The 17,103-nt window shown below is 53.6% G+C and carries 14 protein-coding genes; 7 read left to right on the top strand and 7 right to left on the bottom strand.

Annotated elements, in window-relative coordinates; all coding sequences use genetic code 11:
- Position 1 precedes the first annotated feature (1 nt).
- Positions 2–1,768, top strand: coding sequence for a GMC family oxidoreductase (locus HCZ99_RS16105; RefSeq protein ID WP_167448045.1), 1,767 nt, complete (start codon positions 2–4; stop codon positions 1,766–1,768).
- Positions 1,769–1,783: 15 nt separating this feature from the next.
- Complete coding sequence (locus HCZ99_RS16100) at positions 1,784–3,115, top strand: cytochrome c (protein ID WP_167448044.1); 1,332 nt, start codon at positions 1,784–1,786, stop codon at positions 3,113–3,115.
- Positions 3,116–3,201: 86 nt separating this feature from the next.
- Here the strand turns inward: HCZ99_RS16100 and HCZ99_RS16095 are convergent, their stop codons facing one another.
- From HCZ99_RS16095 to zwf, 5 genes are all read right to left on the bottom strand, one after another.
- Complete coding sequence (locus tag HCZ99_RS16095; RefSeq protein ID WP_167448043.1) at positions 3,202–3,843, bottom strand: bifunctional 4-hydroxy-2-oxoglutarate aldolase/2-dehydro-3-deoxy-phosphogluconate aldolase; 642 nt, start codon at positions 3,841–3,843, stop codon at positions 3,202–3,204.
- A 23-nt stretch (positions 3,844–3,866) separates the two neighbouring features.
- Positions 3,867–4,805: a glucokinase gene (gene glk / locus HCZ99_RS16090; RefSeq protein ID WP_167448042.1), complete on the bottom strand. Its 939-nt coding sequence runs from the start codon at positions 4,803–4,805 to the stop codon at positions 3,867–3,869.
- Positions 4,805–6,637: a phosphogluconate dehydratase gene (gene edd / locus HCZ99_RS16085; protein ID WP_167448041.1), complete on the bottom strand. Its 1,833-nt coding sequence runs from the start codon at positions 6,635–6,637 to the stop codon at positions 4,805–4,807. Before edd ends, glk begins: the two co-directional genes overlap by 1 nt.
- A 5-nt stretch (positions 6,638–6,642) precedes the next feature.
- A complete protein-coding gene (gene pgl / locus HCZ99_RS16080) occupies positions 6,643–7,362 on the bottom strand; it encodes a 6-phosphogluconolactonase (RefSeq protein WP_167448040.1) in 720 nt (239 codons plus the stop codon).
- A gap of 75 nt (positions 7,363–7,437) precedes the next feature.
- Positions 7,438–8,925: a glucose-6-phosphate dehydrogenase gene (gene zwf, locus HCZ99_RS16075; protein WP_167448039.1), complete on the bottom strand. Its 1,488-nt coding sequence runs from the start codon at positions 8,923–8,925 to the stop codon at positions 7,438–7,440.
- Between the two features lie 870 nt (positions 8,926–9,795).
- Between zwf and HCZ99_RS20845 the strand changes: the two genes are divergently transcribed.
- Both HCZ99_RS20845 and HCZ99_RS16070 read left to right on the top strand, forming a co-directional pair.
- Complete coding sequence (locus HCZ99_RS20845) at positions 9,796–9,927, top strand: hypothetical protein (protein ID WP_022733176.1); 132 nt, start codon at positions 9,796–9,798, stop codon at positions 9,925–9,927.
- A gap of 863 nt (positions 9,928–10,790) precedes the next feature.
- Positions 10,791–12,080, top strand: a complete 1,290-nt coding sequence (locus HCZ99_RS16070; RefSeq protein ID WP_167448038.1) for a polyhydroxyalkanoate depolymerase — start codon at positions 10,791–10,793, stop codon at positions 12,078–12,080.
- Positions 12,081–12,178: 98 nt separating this feature from the next.
- Here HCZ99_RS16070 and HCZ99_RS16065 read toward each other — a convergent pair whose 3' ends face one another.
- Positions 12,179–12,568: a hypothetical protein gene (locus HCZ99_RS16065; RefSeq protein ID WP_167448037.1), complete on the bottom strand. Its 390-nt coding sequence runs from the start codon at positions 12,566–12,568 to the stop codon at positions 12,179–12,181.
- 219 nt (positions 12,569–12,787) lie between these two features.
- Between HCZ99_RS16065 and HCZ99_RS16060 the strand changes: the two genes are divergently transcribed.
- From HCZ99_RS16060 to HCZ99_RS16050, 3 genes are all read left to right on the top strand, one after another.
- A complete protein-coding gene (locus HCZ99_RS16060; protein ID WP_167448036.1) occupies positions 12,788–13,402 on the top strand; it encodes an NAD(P)H-dependent oxidoreductase in 615 nt (204 codons plus the stop codon).
- Positions 13,399–15,294: a monovalent cation:proton antiporter-2 (CPA2) family protein gene (locus HCZ99_RS16055; protein ID WP_217701519.1), complete on the top strand. Its 1,896-nt coding sequence runs from the start codon at positions 13,399–13,401 to the stop codon at positions 15,292–15,294. The genes HCZ99_RS16060 and HCZ99_RS16055 overlap by 4 nt, the downstream gene beginning before the upstream one ends.
- 101 nt (positions 15,295–15,395) lie before the next feature.
- On the top strand, positions 15,396–16,151 hold the full coding sequence (locus tag HCZ99_RS16050) for an SDR family NAD(P)-dependent oxidoreductase (protein ID WP_368484275.1): 756 nt from the start codon (positions 15,396–15,398) through the stop codon (positions 16,149–16,151).
- Positions 16,152–16,211: 60 nt separating this feature from the next.
- Here the strand turns inward: HCZ99_RS16050 and HCZ99_RS16045 are convergent, their stop codons facing one another.
- Positions 16,212–17,009 (bottom strand): alpha/beta fold hydrolase, encoded by a 798-nt coding sequence (locus HCZ99_RS16045; protein WP_167448035.1) that lies wholly within the window; start codon positions 17,007–17,009, stop codon positions 16,212–16,214.
- Between the last annotated feature and the right edge of the window lie 94 nt (positions 17,010–17,103).

Genomic DNA, 17,103 nt, shown 5'->3' with positions numbered 1-17,103 from the left:
CATGGCAAGACAAGAAAAGAAACGCGACGTTGTCATTGTTGGCCTCGGTTGGACCGGGTCAATTATGGGCATGGAACTGTGCAACGAAGGGCTTGATGTTCTTGCCCTGGAACGCGGCGGCGACCGGGATACTGTTCCTGATTTCCAATACCCGCAAGTTGCCGACGAATTGAAATACGGTGTGCGCTATGGCTTCATGCAAAAGCCGCGCAAATCAACCGTCACCATCCGTCGTTCAGAATCCGAAACCGCCCTTCCGTATCGTCATCTTGGCTCGTTCTTGCCTGGTGATGGTGTTGGGGGTGCCGGTATGCACTGGAACGGTCATACCTTCCGTCCGATGCAGGAAGAATTCGAACTGAAATCCTATGTCGAAAAGAACTTCGGCAAGGACCTCATTTCCGATGACATGGCAATTCAGGATTGGGGCATCAGCTATAAAGAGCTCGAACCCTATTTTGATCGCTTTGAAAAAGTCGCTGGTATTTCGGGCTATGCAGGCAACCTGAACGGTGAAATCCGCGAAGGCGGCAACCCGTTTGAAGCACCGCGTTCCGATGAATTCCCGATGCCGCCACTCGATCAGACTGTTGATTCCAACATGTTTGCCGATGCTGCACGGAAAATGGGGTATCACCCATACCACCGTCCGTCGGCTGTGGCCTCGACCTCTTATACCAACCCGTATGGTATGCAGCTTGGCCCGTGTAACTTCTGTGGTTTCTGCGAACGCTTTGGCTGCTTGAACTATTCGAAATCCTCGCCGCAGACCTGCATCCTTGATGCCTTGAAGCGCAAAGAGAACTTCGAATACCGCACCAATGCCGAAGTCCTGAAGGTCGAACTGGCTGCAGATGGCAAAACCGCCAAGGGTGTCACCTATATCGATGCCAATGGCGAAGAAGTCTATCAGCCTGCTGATCTGGTGATTTTGGCCGCTTACCAGTTGCACAATGTGCACCTGATGCTGCTTTCGGGGATCGGGCAAGCTTACAACGCGGCAACCGGCGAAGGTGTGGTTGGTAAAAACTATGCCTACCAGACCAATGGCGGCACCGCGCTGTTCTTTAAAGACGTCGATTTTAACCCGTTTGTCGGCAACGGCTCGAACGGTCATGTGATTGATGACTTTGCCATCAACCAGATTGATTTCGGCAAAGAAGGCTTTATCGGCGGCAGCTACATCAGCTCGGGCACCTTTAATGGTCAGCCGATCCGTTCCATGCGTCTTCCGGCGGACACTCCGAAATGGGGTGCAGGTTGGAAAGAAGGCATCAAAGATTGGTACGGTCATTCCATGGCGATTGGCTCGCACGGTTCTAACATGTCCTATCACAGCAACCATCTTGACCTTGACCCGACTTACAAGGATCAGCATGGCCGCCCGTTGATGCGCATGACCTTTAACTGGAAACCGAACGATATTCGGATGACCCAGTTCATGAAATCGAAAATCGAACCGCTCGCCGAAAGCATGAACCCCGATATCATGCAGTCTTCCTTCAAATCCGAAGGTGCGATGTATGACGTTCGTCCTTACCAGACGACGCACAATGTCGGCGGCGCGATCATGGGCACCGATCCCCAAAGCTCTGCCGTGAACAAATTCCAGCAAAGCTGGGACGTTCACAATGTGTTTGTCTTGGGTGCAAGCGCATTCCCGCAGAACATCCAGTACAACCCGACCGGCACCGTTGGTGCCTTGGCTTATTGGGCAGTAGATGCAATCCGTAAGGATTACCTGCCTAATCCGCGGCCATTGGCATAAGGTGGGGGCAACATTATGAAAAAACTTATCAAAATCGTTGCTGCCTTGGCTGTTCTGGGGGCGGTTGCAATCGGCGCGATCATTTTCATGCCGTTTTCTCGCACAGAACCGCTGACCGAACTTCCTGCCTACTACAAAGTCCCCGAGGGGCATGGCAAATACGTGATGCGTATGGCCGACTGTAAAGCCTGCCACACGGCGGATGGCGGCGAACCGTTTGCTGGCGGTCGCCCGATCGAAAGCCCGCTTGGCACCATCTGGTCGACCAACATCACCCCGGACCCGGAAAACGGGATTGGCAATTACAGCTTGGATGATTTCCGTGCAGCCCTTTATGACGGGGTTGAACCGGATGGCACCCATGTGTATCCGGCCATGCCGTACGAAAACTATCGCAAGATGTCTGAGGAAGATGTCCGCGCCTTGTATGATTTCTTCATGAACGAGGTAAAACCGGTTGCCAAAAAAGCACCGGAAACGGACCTGGCCTTCCCATTCAATCAGCGTTGGGGTCTGCGTCTTTGGAACTGGTTCGCCCTTGGCGATGCCGGTCACGAAGATTTCTATGACGATGCGGTTCTCAACCGTGGTGCGTATCTGGTCGATTCCCTTGGCCACTGCGCAGCATGTCACAGCCCGCGTAATGCCATCATGGCACAGGACGGCATCAACGCTGACGACAGCAACTATCTTGCTGGTGGTGTGATTGATGGCTGGCTCGCACCAAGTTTGCACGGTGAAAATTCAGCACCCGCAAAATGGAGCGAACAGGATCTTCACGATTACCTGACCACCGGTCGTAACAGCCACAATGCTGTTGCGGGTGAAATGTCCCAGGTTGTTGGAGATTCCCTGCAGTATGCCACCGACGAAGACATGACTGCGATGGTCACCTATCTGCGTCACATCAATGGTAAATCGCCAAGCGACACCGTTGCCGTTGCCAATGACAAAGACGAGGATGCCAACGCAGCCCAGGATGAGACCACCAAGCTTCTGGCATCGGCCGATCCGTCCATGCCGCTTGGCCCGCGTCTGTATCTTGATAACTGCAACGCCTGTCACTTTGTGAACGGTAAGGGTGCAGATGGCGTCTTCCCGGAAATTGATGGCAACAGCCTCGTCACCGCGGACACACCAAACGGTTTGATTGATGTGATCCTCAATGGTGCCGTTCTGCCATCAACCGAAAAGCGCCCGGCCCGTTTGGCAATGCCGGACTTTGGTCATCGCCTGTCTGACGAAGAAGTTGCTGAACTGGCAACCTTTGTCCGCCAAGGCTGGTCCAATGATGCCCCGGCTGTTACCGCCGACCAGGTTGCAGCAATCCGCGCAAAGACCCACTAATCCCTTCGGGTCATTCCGTATTAAACACACACGAAAAAAGGGCCCCTCGCGGGGCCCTTTTTATTTGTCATACAATTGGCGAAAACTTACCCGCGAAGGGCTTTGACCTTGTCGGTTGCTTCCTGTGCCAGCTTGGTAATCGTGTCCCAATCACCGGCCTTGACCGCATCCTTGGGGGCAACCCACGAACCGCCGACGGTGATAATATTCGGTAATTTCAAATAATCGGCCAGATTATTCAATGAAACACCACCTGTCGGGCAGAAGCTGACATCGGGCAGCGGCCCCGAAAGGGCTTTAAGCATCGACACCCCACCCTGCTGTTCAGCCGGGAAGAATTTCAAAATGTCATAGCCATGATCAATCAGGTTCATGATTTCCGACGGCGTCCCCGCACCGGGCAACAACGGAACCCCCGTATCCTTGGCTGCCTTTAACAAACCATCGGTATGGCCCGGGGAAACGGCAAAGGCACAGCCAATCTCAGCCATGCGTTCCATCTGCTTGGCATTGATCACCGTACCGGCGCCCGTGATTGCATCGGGGACTTCGGCGATGATGCGTTTGATGCTTTCTTCGGCCGCCGCACTGCGCAGCGTGATTTCAAGCACTGGCAATCCACCAGCAACCAGCGCCTTGGCCAGCGGCACAGCATCATTGGCATCTTCGATCACCAAAACCGGAACAACCGGGGCTTTGGACAGAATTTCGCGTGATGAAAGGCTCATAAAAACTTCCTTTTGTTTGCCGGTTAGGCCGTTAGAATTTTGGCACAACCGATCAGGGCCGGGTATTTCGCCGTCATCAGGCGCACCGGCACATCATTCATTAAATCATGGAAACGGCCCTTGGCGATCATCCGCTCTTTCAGGCCGCTTTGTTTCATGTAATCGGCAATCCGTGGACCAATGCCCCCGCCAATAAACACCCCGTCAAACGCGCCAAGGGTCAGCACAAGGTCACCTGCAACCCCGCCCATAAACAGGCAGAACCGATCAAGCACCTTAAGGCACAGCGGATCATGGCTTTGCAGGGCGCCATCAACGACCTCAGCAGCGGTTTTGGGTGCCACATCAAGACCATCAATGGCAGCAAGGGCGCGGTACAGGTTCTCAATCCCCATACCCGACAAAATGCGTTCCGCCGACACCCGGCCCAATTCCGCCGTCAGGAATTTGACGATTTCAAAATCAAGCGCGTCCACTGCGGGCAAGGTCACATGCCCGCCTTCGCCTTGGATCGGCAACCAGTGCCCTTCGTGGGGCAACAATCCCGAAACACCAAGCCCGGTCCCTGCCCCGATCACCGCCAAGGGCAAACCGGGACGGCCCGGACCGTCAAACAGCGTAATCAGGTCTTCGCCGCCCAGATAGGGAACCGACATGGCAAGGCCGGTAAAATCATTGACCACCACAAGGCGATCCAGATTGAATTCGGCCTTAAGTGCATCCTTGGAAAACACCCACGGATTGTTGGTGAATTTGATTTCATCTGCCATGGCCGGGCACGCCACCGCCACGGCGAATTCACGCAAATCCGAACAATCGGTTTTGACCATGAAATCGCGCATGGCATCGCCGATGGTGGCATAGTCACGCACCGGCAATGTCATTGGCGTATGGGGATTCCCCGCATCATCAAGCCAGGCAAAGCGGGCATTGGTCCCGCCAATATCACCGACAAGCTGCATTACGCGACTTCAGCCTCCCCCGGAAGGACGGCGCTGGCACCATATTCCGCCAACCCAACATTGTTGCGGAAGACACCAAACAATTCACGGCCAAAGCCATCCTGATGGGATGCCTTGTCGTCAAAGGTCGCAAAGTCACGCTTGGCCAATTCTTCCTCGGTCACATTGAGGATCAATTCACCGGTTTCGGCATCAAGACGGATGATGTCACCATCGTTAACTTTGGCAATCGGTCCGTTCATCATGCCTTCTGGGGTCACGTGAATGGCGGCTGGAACCTTGCCCGATGCACCAGACATACGACCATCGGTGACAAGGGCAACCTTATAGCCAAGGTCCTGCAACACACCGAGCGGCGGTGTGAGTTTATGCAGTTCAGGCATCCCATTGGCTTTGGGGCCTTGGAAACGCACAACACAAATCACATCGCGATGAAGTTTGCCGTCTTTAAACGCCTCCATCATTTGTTCTTGCGATGTGAACACGGCGGCGGGTGCTTCGATCACGCGGTTTTCCGGCTTAACGGCAGAAACCTTGATCACGGAACGGCCAAGGTTCCCAGACAACATGCGCAGACCACCATCGGCACTAAACGCCTTTTCGGTCGGACGCAGGATGTCTTCGTCCTGACTGTCTGACGGCGCATCGCGCCATGCCAGTTTGCCTTCGTCAAGATACGGCTCCGTGCCATAGGCCGCCATGCCACCGGTGTGGATGGTTTCCAGATCCGGGTGCAGAATGCCGTTTTTCAGAAGATCGGAAATGACAAAGCCCATACCGCCAGCAGCATGGAAGTGGTTCACATCGGCCTGACCGTTCGGATAAACGCGGCACAGAAGCGGCACCAGACGCGACAATTCGTCAAAGTCATCCCAGCGAAGCTCAATCCCCGCCGCACGCGCCATCGCGGGCAAATGCAGCGTATGGTTGGTTGACCCACCGGTTGCCAACAGACCGACAATCCCGTTCACAAAGGCTTTTTCATCAAGAACCTTACCAATCGGGCGATAGTCATTGCCAAGCTTGGTAATCGCAAGCGCGCGACGTGCGGCTTCGTCGGTCAGGGCATCGCGAAGATCGGTGTTCGGGTTGACAAATGCCGCCCCCGGAAGATGCAAGCCCATGACTTCCATCAGCATCTGGTTGGAGTTTGCCGTGCCATAGAATGTGCACGTCCCTGGGCTGTGATAAGAGGCGGTTTCGGCTGCAAGCAGTTCCTTACGACCAACTTTGCCTTGCGCATAAAGCTGACGCACGCGGGCCTTTTCATCATTCGGAAGACCTGATGGCATCGGGCCAGCGGGCACAAACACCGCCGGGATATGGCCATAAGACAACGCCCCCATCACAAGACCCGGTACGATTTTGTCACACACGCCAAGATAAAGGGCGGCGTCAAACACATCGTGGGACAAGGAAACCGCTGTCGACATCGCGATCACGTCGCGTGAAAAGAGGCTAAGTTCCATCCCTGGGCGGCCTTGGGTCACACCATCACACATGGCCGGAACGCCACCGGCAACCTGCGCGGTACCACCTGCTTCGTAAACGGCCTTTTTGATGCGATCTGGATAGACGCCAAGCGGCTGATGCGCCGACAGCATGTCGTTATAGGACGTCACGATGCCAAGATTGGCACCGTCATCATCATTGATGCGTTCCTTATCCGCGGCACTACAGCCTGCGGATGCATGGGCAAGGTTGCCACATGACAAGCTGGCGCGATGCGGACGATCGGACGCGGCGGCCTCGATCTTGGCAAGGTAGGCTTCGCGGGTTGGTTTGGAACGCTCGATAATGCGTTTGGTAATCTGATCTATTTCACGTTTCATGGGGTTCAGCCTTTCGGGTTCTCGGCGCTCCACCACAGATCGACGGGAACGTCAGTCTGTTGCAAGATGGCGCGAACCGGCATCTCTTCGATATTGGTGCCGTTTTTCGCGGTCTCAAAGGTCGACCATTTGGATTGTCCGGTAATATGGATCCCAATGTACCGGGCGTTGAGGATGGCGGGCAATGTCATGCTGATGCGCGGGACCGGGGAAACGGTCGGGCGCGCAGCAACAACAAGTTCGCCATGTTCGGGATAAAGCCCTTTACGCAGGGCTTCGGGGGCGGAGGATGGGAAAAGTGATGCGGTATGACCATCATCACCCATCCCCAAGAAAACAATATCAAACGGCCAATGAAGTTCGGTGCGCAAACGCGCACTGACGGTGTTTACCGCGTCTTCCGGGCTGCTGTCGGGGGTTTTAAGGGACACAAACCGGGCGTGCTGGGCTTCGTTGATAAACAGATGATCACGGACCAGTTTTTCATTGGACTGATCATCATCAAGCCCCACCCAGCGATCATCGCCAAGGGTCACGGTGACCTTTGACCAATCAAGGCGCGCGGTTGACAGTTTTTGGAACAAGGGTTTTGGGAAACGTCCACCGGCGACGGCAATGCTGGCATGGCCACGGGTTGCAATGGCAAATTCAAGCCGTTCGATGGTTTCCTTGACCATCGCCGCAAGCATTTCTTCGCCGCTTTGGAAAATGCGTTCGTTTGTCATTTCTTCATCCCGAAATTGGGGTGTTGGCAAAAGCAAAGCAAGGCGCGTTGACCATCCAACGCGCCTTTGCCCATGCTAGAACCCGGCTTCTTCGTTCCAGGTACGTCCATCGCGTTCAATCAACGCAATGGCGGCCGACGGCCCCCAGGTACCTGATGTATAGCCCTTTGGCGTGATGTGATTGTTCTGCCACGCTTCTTGGATGGCATCGACCCACTGCCACGCGATGTCTTGTTCATCGCGACGAACAAACAGCGTGTTATTGCCATCAATCGCATCCAGCAAAAGACGTTCATACGCATCCGGGCTGCGGCCACCAAATGCCTCAGCAAAGGACAGGTTCAAAGCCGTTGGACGCAAGCGCACCAAGCCCGGCCCCGGATTTTTGTTATTGAGAATAAGGTGAATGCCGTCATCAGGCTGCAGACGCAAAACAAGCCGGTTGGCCTGATAATTGGTCATGGATTTTGCCAGCGGGAAGATCTGATGGGGCACATCGCGGAATTGTATGACAATTTCCGAATGGCGTTTTGGCAAGCGTTTGCCTGTCCGCAAATAGAACGGAACCCCGGACCAGCGCCAGTTGTTCAGCTCTGCGCGGATGGCCACAAAGGTTTCTGTCGTACTGTCGACATTGGCGCCTTCTTCTTCCAGATAGCCCGGAACTTCTTTGCCACCAACGGCCCCTTTACGGTATTGGCCGCGCACGGTGGATGTATCGATGTTGCTGTCATTGATCGGCATAAGGGCCTTAAGCACCTTAACCTTTTCATCACGCACTGCGTCCTGATCAAGGACATAGGGCGGTTCCATCGCAACAAGGCAAAGAAGCTGCAACATATGGTTTTGCACCATGTCGCGCATCGCACCGGCATCGTCATAATAAGACCAGCGGCCTTCGGCACCGACTTCCTCGCCAACCGTGATCTGGACATGGTCGATATGACCACTGTTCCAAAGCGGTTCAAACATCGCATTGGCAAAGCGCAGAATCATCAAGTTCTGCACCGTTTCCTTACCAAGGTAATGGTCGATACGGAAAATCTGGTTTTCGGCAAAAACTTCACCGATCTGGCCGTTGATTTCACGGCAGCTATCAAGATCGTGGCCCAGCGGCTTTTCAAGGACAACGCGCGAATTAGGCGTCACCAAGCCAACCTTTTTCAGGTTAAAGGCCATATCGGCAAACAAGGACGGACTGGTCGAGAAATAATAAACCCGGTCGCGATCTGGCTGATCGGACAGTTTTTCATAAAGGGTTTTAAACCCGGCTTCGTCGCCAGCCGATACCTGAACATAGCAAATGCGTTTGGCGAATTTTTCCCACGTTTCGGCGTCAAATTCGCCTTTTGGGATAAACTTTTTGCCCGCTTCTTCAAGCTTGGCCCGGAATTCTTCGTCGCTATGCGCGCTGCGCGATGCGCCAAAGATACGGGACGCATCATCGAAACGCCCGGTTCGCTCCATTTCATAAAGTGCGGGGAAAAGTTTGCGTAGTGCCAAATCTCCGGTCCCACCGAATATCACGATATCAGCAATACGATGTTTAAGCCTTTGTCTCATTCTGCCCTTAGCCTTCCAACGTTTCCTTCCCGTCATCTAGGTGGGATCCCGGACTTTAGCCGTTCGGGCAGATGATCGGGACACGGTATTTACCGTGAAAACAGCACCGGATATGCCGGTTCTGTCGGTGTTTTTACCATCGCGGCACCGTATGAACCCTGTTCATCGGGCTTCGCACATGGCGTCTCATTTTAGTTAAACAGATCGGCCGTTTGACCATCGCATCTTGGCCGCGCGCATCAAAGGCACCTTGTTTAACCGTTGCAAGCAACCGTTCCGTCGTTTCAATCGTTCCAGACAACCATCCTGAGTCCTGATCAGCATGGCTGTATCGGCGATTTGCACCCCAAACTGTTACACGATCCCCATCGGCAAGACTACTGCGTTCAAGTCCGCGTTGGCCCGCTTTACCGAAATTTGGTTTAACCGTAACAGTTTGTCGCAAAATCGCCTCTTTCCGTTACGAACACCGCCCATTCTAATCGTGTCAGTCTATCGCGCAACAATTTGATTTTATACAAATTGAATCGATTCTAATCCATGGCGATCAAATGCCAATGGTCCCCACCCTGCCCCAGCCGTCAGATCAGAACAAAAGCCAAAAGAACGCACAAAAGAACGGCGATCTTGGCTTCTTTTATGAAGACTCGCGCAAAAGCCCTGTTTTCTGCGGGCTACATTCAACCGCGCAAACCATTTTGGGTACAGATGTTCTCATTCCCCATCAAAAATGAGAACATTTTAGAACAATATTTTTGCAATATATTACAAACACTTACGATAAAAATCAGACTTTTGTTCCAACTTTGTTCTTGCCGGAACAAAATCAGAACGCTATTGTCCTGACAGACAGATTGAGGAGGACAAACCATGCTGAAACTGATCGAGAACCCAACCCGCTTAAACGAGCTTTGCAGCACTGTTGCTGTGGTTGGCAGCACAGGATTTTTCCTGTTCGTGATTGGACTTGGCATGGCACAGACCCTGCGCAGTTTGATCTAATCCTTAACGCTTTAAAATTTACGAGGCCCGGACGCATGTCCATCAAGGGCACCTGACCGGCAGGCTACCCCGCACCCATACCTGTCCCGTCTGCCGGTCAGACTTCCCCCATGCCCTGATCCCCCAACATGCGTTGATCGACCATGGGCTTCGTAATCTCCGCACTTTAATCCGCACTGAACTGATTGTACTGGCGCTGCTGTATTCCCTACGGCAGCGCCATTTTTTTATCTGACGTCAGACCGTTTTAGATCACCGATCCATGTCCAAACCGTCAGTATGATGCCCCAACACCGTAAGCGGCACCTTTGCCCCCGGAACGCTCAATCGCGTTGCTTGTCTTATCCGTCACGAACATCATTGAATTGTGGCCCGCCCAGCCCCACCTGCAATCAGCGTTGGCAGAATGATTGGGCAATTCGTCGGGCGATTAACGACGTGCTGAGCCCGACGCCAAAAGACTTTGCCACGCGCTTAGGGTTTGGGAACACAGGTGGTTTCGCCCATTTAGAGTAAAACTTATATTGCATTGCAGCAACTTACACCGCAACGCAAAAATTTTACTCGACATTGGCGCCTAAATTCGATTGAATCACTGTGTAAATAGGCCCTTTGGGATTTCATCATACTTTATGAGTATTATGAAAACCTGTACGGATCGAAGCGGCTTTGTCATATTTCGGTTATCGAATATCTAAAATCGCGCTGCTTTTGCGCGCCCCGAGATGACATCGCCAAAGATCGTTTAAGTGCCCGCCACGTATTTCAAAATGCCTGTGCGTGATAAAAAACAGGATGAAAAGCCGTAAACAAAACTGGTGACCTTTGGGCTTTCCGTGCCCCGTCACCCGGAGTGAGAGTAAATGCTGTACCACCTGTATGAATTGCAGCACGCCACAATTAGCCCGCTGCGTATGGCAGCAGATGCCAATAAAAAGTGGCTGCGCAATCCGGCCAATCCGTTTGCCCACACCCAGCCGGGACGTGCGGCCGCGGCAGCGTTCGACATGTTTACCCACATCACCCATCGTTATGGCAAACCAGAATTTGGCTTGGACACCACAACGATTGACGGTGAAATCGTACCGATCACCGAAGAAATCGTTCACAGCGAACCGTTCTGCAATCTTTTGCATTTCAAGCGCGAAACCGGTCATCTGAAAACCCAGCCTGATGACCCGCGCCTGTTGATTGTCGCCCCGCTTTCAGGGCACTTTTCAACCTTGCTGCGTGGCACGGTCGAGGCATTGCTGCCCGATCATGACGTTTATATCACCGACTGGGTCGATGCCCGCACGGTGCCGGTGCATCTGGGTCACTTTGATCTTGATACCTATATCGATTATGTCATGCAGTTCCTGCGCAAGCTTGGCCCGAACACCCACATGATGGCCGTCTGTCAGCCATCCGTGCCGGTGATGGCCGCGGCATCGTTGATGGCAGCGGGGAATGAAGAATGCCAACCAGCATCCATGACGCTGATGGGTGGACCGGTTGATACGCGTGAAAACCCAACCGAGGTCAACAAATTCGCCGAACAGCATGATCTGGAATGGTTTGAACGCCATGTGATTTCACATGTGCCCCTGCCCAATACCGGGGTCATGCGCCGCGTTTATCCGGGCTTTATGCAATTGGCGGGCTTCATGGCCATGAACTGGGATCGCCACGTTTCGGCCCACCATGACATGTTCATGCACCTGGTCGAAGGTGACGGCGAAAGCGCCGATGCCAAGCGGAACTTCTATCACGAATATCTTGCCGTGATGGACATGACCGCCGAGTTCTATCTGCAGACCATCAAGGTCGTGTTCCATGATCACAACCTGCCCAATGGCACCATGCGTTGGCAAGGTGTTCCGGTTGATCCATCGGCAATCACCAAGACCGCCCTTTTGACGGTCGAAGGTGAACGTGATGACATTACCGGCATGGGGCAGACCCGGGCTGCACATAAACTGTGTACCAATCTGCCCGATAATATGCGCATGCATCACATGCAGCAGGGTGTTGGCCATTACGGCGTGTTTAACGGCCGTCGCTGGCGCGAACAGATCAGCCCGCGGATCAAGGAATTCATCCGCCGCCACGACCTTGAGGGCAAAGGCGAACGCAGTGCGCCAAACGTCAAACATATCAATGCCGCCGAATAGGCAGTCTTGAACGACAACCCATAAAAAAAAGCCGCCCGATGCCATCACTGGCCGGGCGGCTTTTTGTTGGTGCTGTGCGATATGATCAATATCGTCAGTTAATTCAGTTGATAGCGCGGCTGAATTTTTCCGTTTTTGATTTCGCCGCCGTAGGTTCCGTCGCCATAAGAAAACTGATCAACCGGCTTTAGGGTATCGACCAAATGTTGATATACGCTGCTTGCTGATGCCTTCCACGCGCTGATCGATCCGATCACCACCGGGGACGTGCCGCCGTCAAGCAGGCCGATTGCAGTATCGATGTCAGCATCCGTGACCGCGTTGCTGGCATCGCGCAATGGCAGATGCACCCCAATCACCTCATTATCCTTGATCGCCATGATCCCGATGCAGGACGAAAATCCGGTGAACATGATTTCAGAGGCCTTGCCCCATTCACATTCAGCAATGGCTTGGTTATTGGCGGCTTGGGTAAAAACATATGCCATTTGGCATTCCTTTGGTTGGGGATAAAACAGGTACCCCGTTCCGACGCCCCGCCATCCCAGATGTGAACGGTTTGACGTAAATTTGCACAGTGACATGTCGCCACCCCACATCATTCCCGCGCACATGCGGTAATCCCTATCCTTAGCGCTTCGCACCAGCGCACAATCGCGCTAAAACCACGAGATAGAAGTGAGAAGATTTGTAAAACGGAGACACCAATGGCGCGCGTGTTAACGCTGTTTGCCCATCCCCGTCTGGACCGATCAGAGGTCAATGCGCCGATGTTTGCGGCCGCACAGGCGACCAAGGGGGTGACCTGCATTGATCTTTATGCGCGCTATCCGCAGTTCGATATTGATATTGCGCGCGAACAATCGGTGTTGCGCGATCACGACGTCATTATCTTGATGCATCCACTTTATTGGTACGCAGCACCCGCCATTATCAAGGAATGGATTGACCTTGTTTTGGAATATGGCTTTGCCTATGGCGCGGATGGCACAGCGCTTCGGGGCAAAGTGATGTTTAATGCGGTGACGTGTGGCACACCACGGGCGGGCTATACCCCCGATGGGATTAACCGGGCGGAACTTCGGACGTTGTTGATGCCGTTTGAACGCACCGCCGAGCTTTGCCATATGCGCTATATCGCGCCTTATGCCACCTTTGACGCCATTTCGCTGCGCGCGGGAAACAAGGTGTCTGATACGGTTGCGCAATGGAAAAACTTCCTGACCGCGCTTGTTCATGACCGGATTGATTTTGACAAAGCCAAGGATGCCTTGACCCTGACCGACGATTTGCAAAGCTTCATCACGCCGGAGAATGGATGATGGATATCCTTTCGCATGCATTTGTCTATCTGGTGGCCGCGGTGATTACGGTGCCCTTTGCCCAGCGCCTTGGTCTGGGATCCGTGCTTGGCTATTTGATTGCCGGGGTGGTGATTGGCCCGATCCTTGGCGTTGTCGGGGCAGAAACCACCGACCTTCAGCATTTTGCCGAGTTTGGCGTTGTCATGATGCTGTTTATCGTCGGGTTGGAACTGCGCCCGTCCATGTTGTGGTCGATGCGCGGCCAATTGATCGGCCTTGGCGGATTGCAGGTGGCCGGCACAACGGCGGTGATTGCGGCAATTGGTTTTGCATTTGGGTTGTCTTGGCAGGCCAGTGTTGCCATCGGCATGGTCTTGGCCCTGTCATCAACGGCAATTGTTTTGCAATCATTCACCGAAAAGGGCTGGCTGGGTACGGCAGGTGGTAAAAGTTCGTTCTCGGTATTGCTGACACAGGATGTGGCGGTGATCCCAATGTTGGCAGTGTTACCATTGCTAACACCAGACACGGTCGATGCCGACGCGGTTGGCACGCAAAGCGCGCTGTTGCTTCATTTAGCACCAGATTGGGCGCAGCCCCTTGTGATTATCGCAGCCATCGCTGCGATCATGGTTGGCGGGCGGTACCTTATTCGGCCGATGTTCCGGTTTATTGCCCAATCACGCCTGCGCGAAGTTTTTACCGCAGCGGCCCTTATGCTGGTGATTGGGATTGCGCTTTTGATGACGTCCATCGGGCTGAGCCCGGCGTTGGGCACGTTTTTGGCCGGGGTGGTTTTATCAGATAGCGAATATCGCCATGAACTTGAAAACGATATCGAACCGTTCAAGGGATTGTTGCTGGGTCTGTTTTTCCTGACCGTTGGGGCCGGGATTGATTTTGGCCTGCTGTTTGAACAACCCACCACCCTGATCGGCTTGGCGTTTGGCATCATGTTGATCAAGACGGTCATTTTGTTTGCCATCGGCAGCATCTTTGGCCTGCGCGGGGCGGACAGGATGCTGTTTGCGATTGGTTTGGCGCAGGCGGGTGAATTTGCCTTTGTCCTGTTTGGCTTGGCATCGGGTATTGGCGTTTTGCCCGATGACCTGATTGCTAAAATGACCTTGGTTGTGGCCCTGACCATGTTTATGACCCCGGCTGGCTTTATCCTGTATGAACGGATATTGGCACCGCGTATGGTTAAGGGGGCGCGCCGTGCGCCTGACACGATTGAAACAACCGGTTCGGTGGTGATTGCCGGACTTGGCCGATTTGGGCAGATCGTCACCCGTCTTCTTGCGACCAATGGATATGATGTGATTGTGCTTGATCATGATCCGGGAGTGGTCGAAAACCTCAGCCAGATTGGCTTTCGCGCTTATTACGGGGATGCGACCCGACCGGACCTTTTGCGCACCACCGACATTGAAAATGCCAAGCTTTTTGTCGCCGCAATCGATAACCGCGACAAACTGACATCCTTGGTCGCCCATGTTGCCAAACATTATCCCAATGTCCGGATTTTGGCCCGTGCCCATGATCGCCATCATGTTTATGAACTTGAAAATGCCGGGGCGCATTGCGTTCAGCGCGAAACGTTTGACAGTGCACTGAACCTTGGTCGCGATGCGTTGATTGAGCTTGGCCTGCATCCATTTGGGGCGGAACGTAAAAAGCGCGCCTTTCGCGCCCATGACTATGAAACTCTTGGTAAATTGCGCGAACGTTGGAACACGCATGGGGTGGATAAGGGATATATCGACACCATGCGCGCCCAGACCAAAACCCTGTTTGAGCTGATGCGTGATGAACGCGAAGACAAAATTCATGGTGATCGCCATTGGAACCCACCACCCAAGGACGATCAAGACGGCCCAAGCCAGCAAGATTTAGACCAAAAGGACTGACTGAAAGCCGCTGTGCTTTTGGCGCTGGCAAAACCAATCACGGTCTGTGTGCGTAGACAGCTAGGTGCTTAACGCCACAACCGGATGTCAGGAGCCAGACCGTGACCGATACCGATATTGATACGCCAAAACTTGAAAGCTTTGCCGCCGCCACATCTGCGACAAGCGCGCCATCAATTGCCGTTGTCATCGGTGCGACGGGCGGGATCGGCAAGGCCTTTGTCACGCATCTTAAGGCCAGCAAACGGTTTTCGCAGGTGATCGGCTTTTCACGCAAAACCGATCCGGCATTGGATTTTGGCAATCCTGACAGTGTCGCTGACTGTGCGGCCCATGTGCGTGATCTGGATGGCGAGGTTCGGTTGATCATTGATGCGACCGGATATCTGCATGATGCGCAGTTTCAACCCGAAAAGTCGCTGCGTCATATTGATGCCGACTATATGGCCAAGCAATTTATGATCAATACGATTGGGCCTGCACTTTTGATGAAGCATTTCTGCACGCTTCTGCCGCGCGATGGCAAATCGGTGTTTGCCACCCTGTCTGCCAAGGTTGGCAGCATTGGCGATAATCGCATGGGCGGTTGGTACGGGTATCGCGCCGCCAAGGCCGCGCTTAATCAATTGGTGAAATGCACCGCGATTGAAATCGGCCGTACCAAACGCGACGCGGTTTGTGTTGCCCTGCATCCGGGCACGGTGGATACAGGCCTTTCCGGCCCGTTTGCCAAATCGGGCTTAAACGTGCAGACACCTGATCAAGCCACCGCGAATATGCTGAACGTGATTGATGGCCTTGATGCCAAGCAATCGGGCGGCTTTTACGCCTATGACGGTGAAAAGCTGCCGTGGTGAGGGCACCAGCCCCTTCCCCCAAAAAAATCGGGAACAACAAACCGCTGAACCCAAACGGTCTTAGCGGTTTAAAAATGCTGACAAGGTCAAAAGAACGGCTTCGGGCTTCTCGGCATGGACCCAGTGCCCAGCACCCTTGATGCTGGTAAAGGCCGCCTTGGGAAACAGGGACTTGATGTGATCGCGGTCGTTGGGATCGACATAATGCGAATTGGCCCCAGAAATAAATAGAACGTCGCCATCATACTGATCGGCAAGATCACTTTCCGGCCAGCCCGTGATATCGGCCAAATGTTCGGCCATGGCATCGATATTCACCTGCCAGGCCATTTTGCCGGTTTCCTTATCGGTTGACACATTTTGCGCCAGGAACTGACGTATGCCTTTTTCTGAGACCCCGGATGACAGAGCATCTTCCACTTCGGACCGACGCGAAACCGCATCAAAATCAACAGCCCGCATGGCGGTGATGAAATCGGTGTAGTCATGGTCATAGACCACCGGCGCAATATCAACGACCACAAGGTCGGATACCAAACCGGCATCTTGGGCATTTTGCGAAAGTGCCAGCACCATGGATGCCTTGCCGCCCATCGAATGGCCAATCAGATGAACCGGCTTATCTGACACTTCACGGATCAATTCGGCAAGATCACCGGCCATGGCTGGATATGTCATATCCATATCCCAATCGGATCGTCCGTGATTGCGCAAATCAGCCGTAACGACTTGGTACTTTTCAGCCAGACGCCGGGCAATCGCCGTCCAATTGCGTGCCTGCCCAAACAGACCATGGACAATTACGATGGTGCCGTTGTCACGGTTTTCTTCGCCAAAGGCATAATGGGCAAGCTTCATGGACGGGCGTCTCCGGTTCTGACGGATGATGGATGTGATGCCCCATTCATAACCGTCCCGCGGGCGAAGGTGAAGCCCACATACGAAAACACCC

Source organism: Thalassospira lucentensis (assembly GCF_011806425.1).
Lineage (GTDB): Bacteria > Pseudomonadota > Alphaproteobacteria > Rhodospirillales > Thalassospiraceae > Thalassospira > Thalassospira lucentensis_B.
The sequence above is the reverse complement of the archived record's forward strand: the minus strand, read 5'-3'. Positions and strand labels throughout refer to the sequence as shown.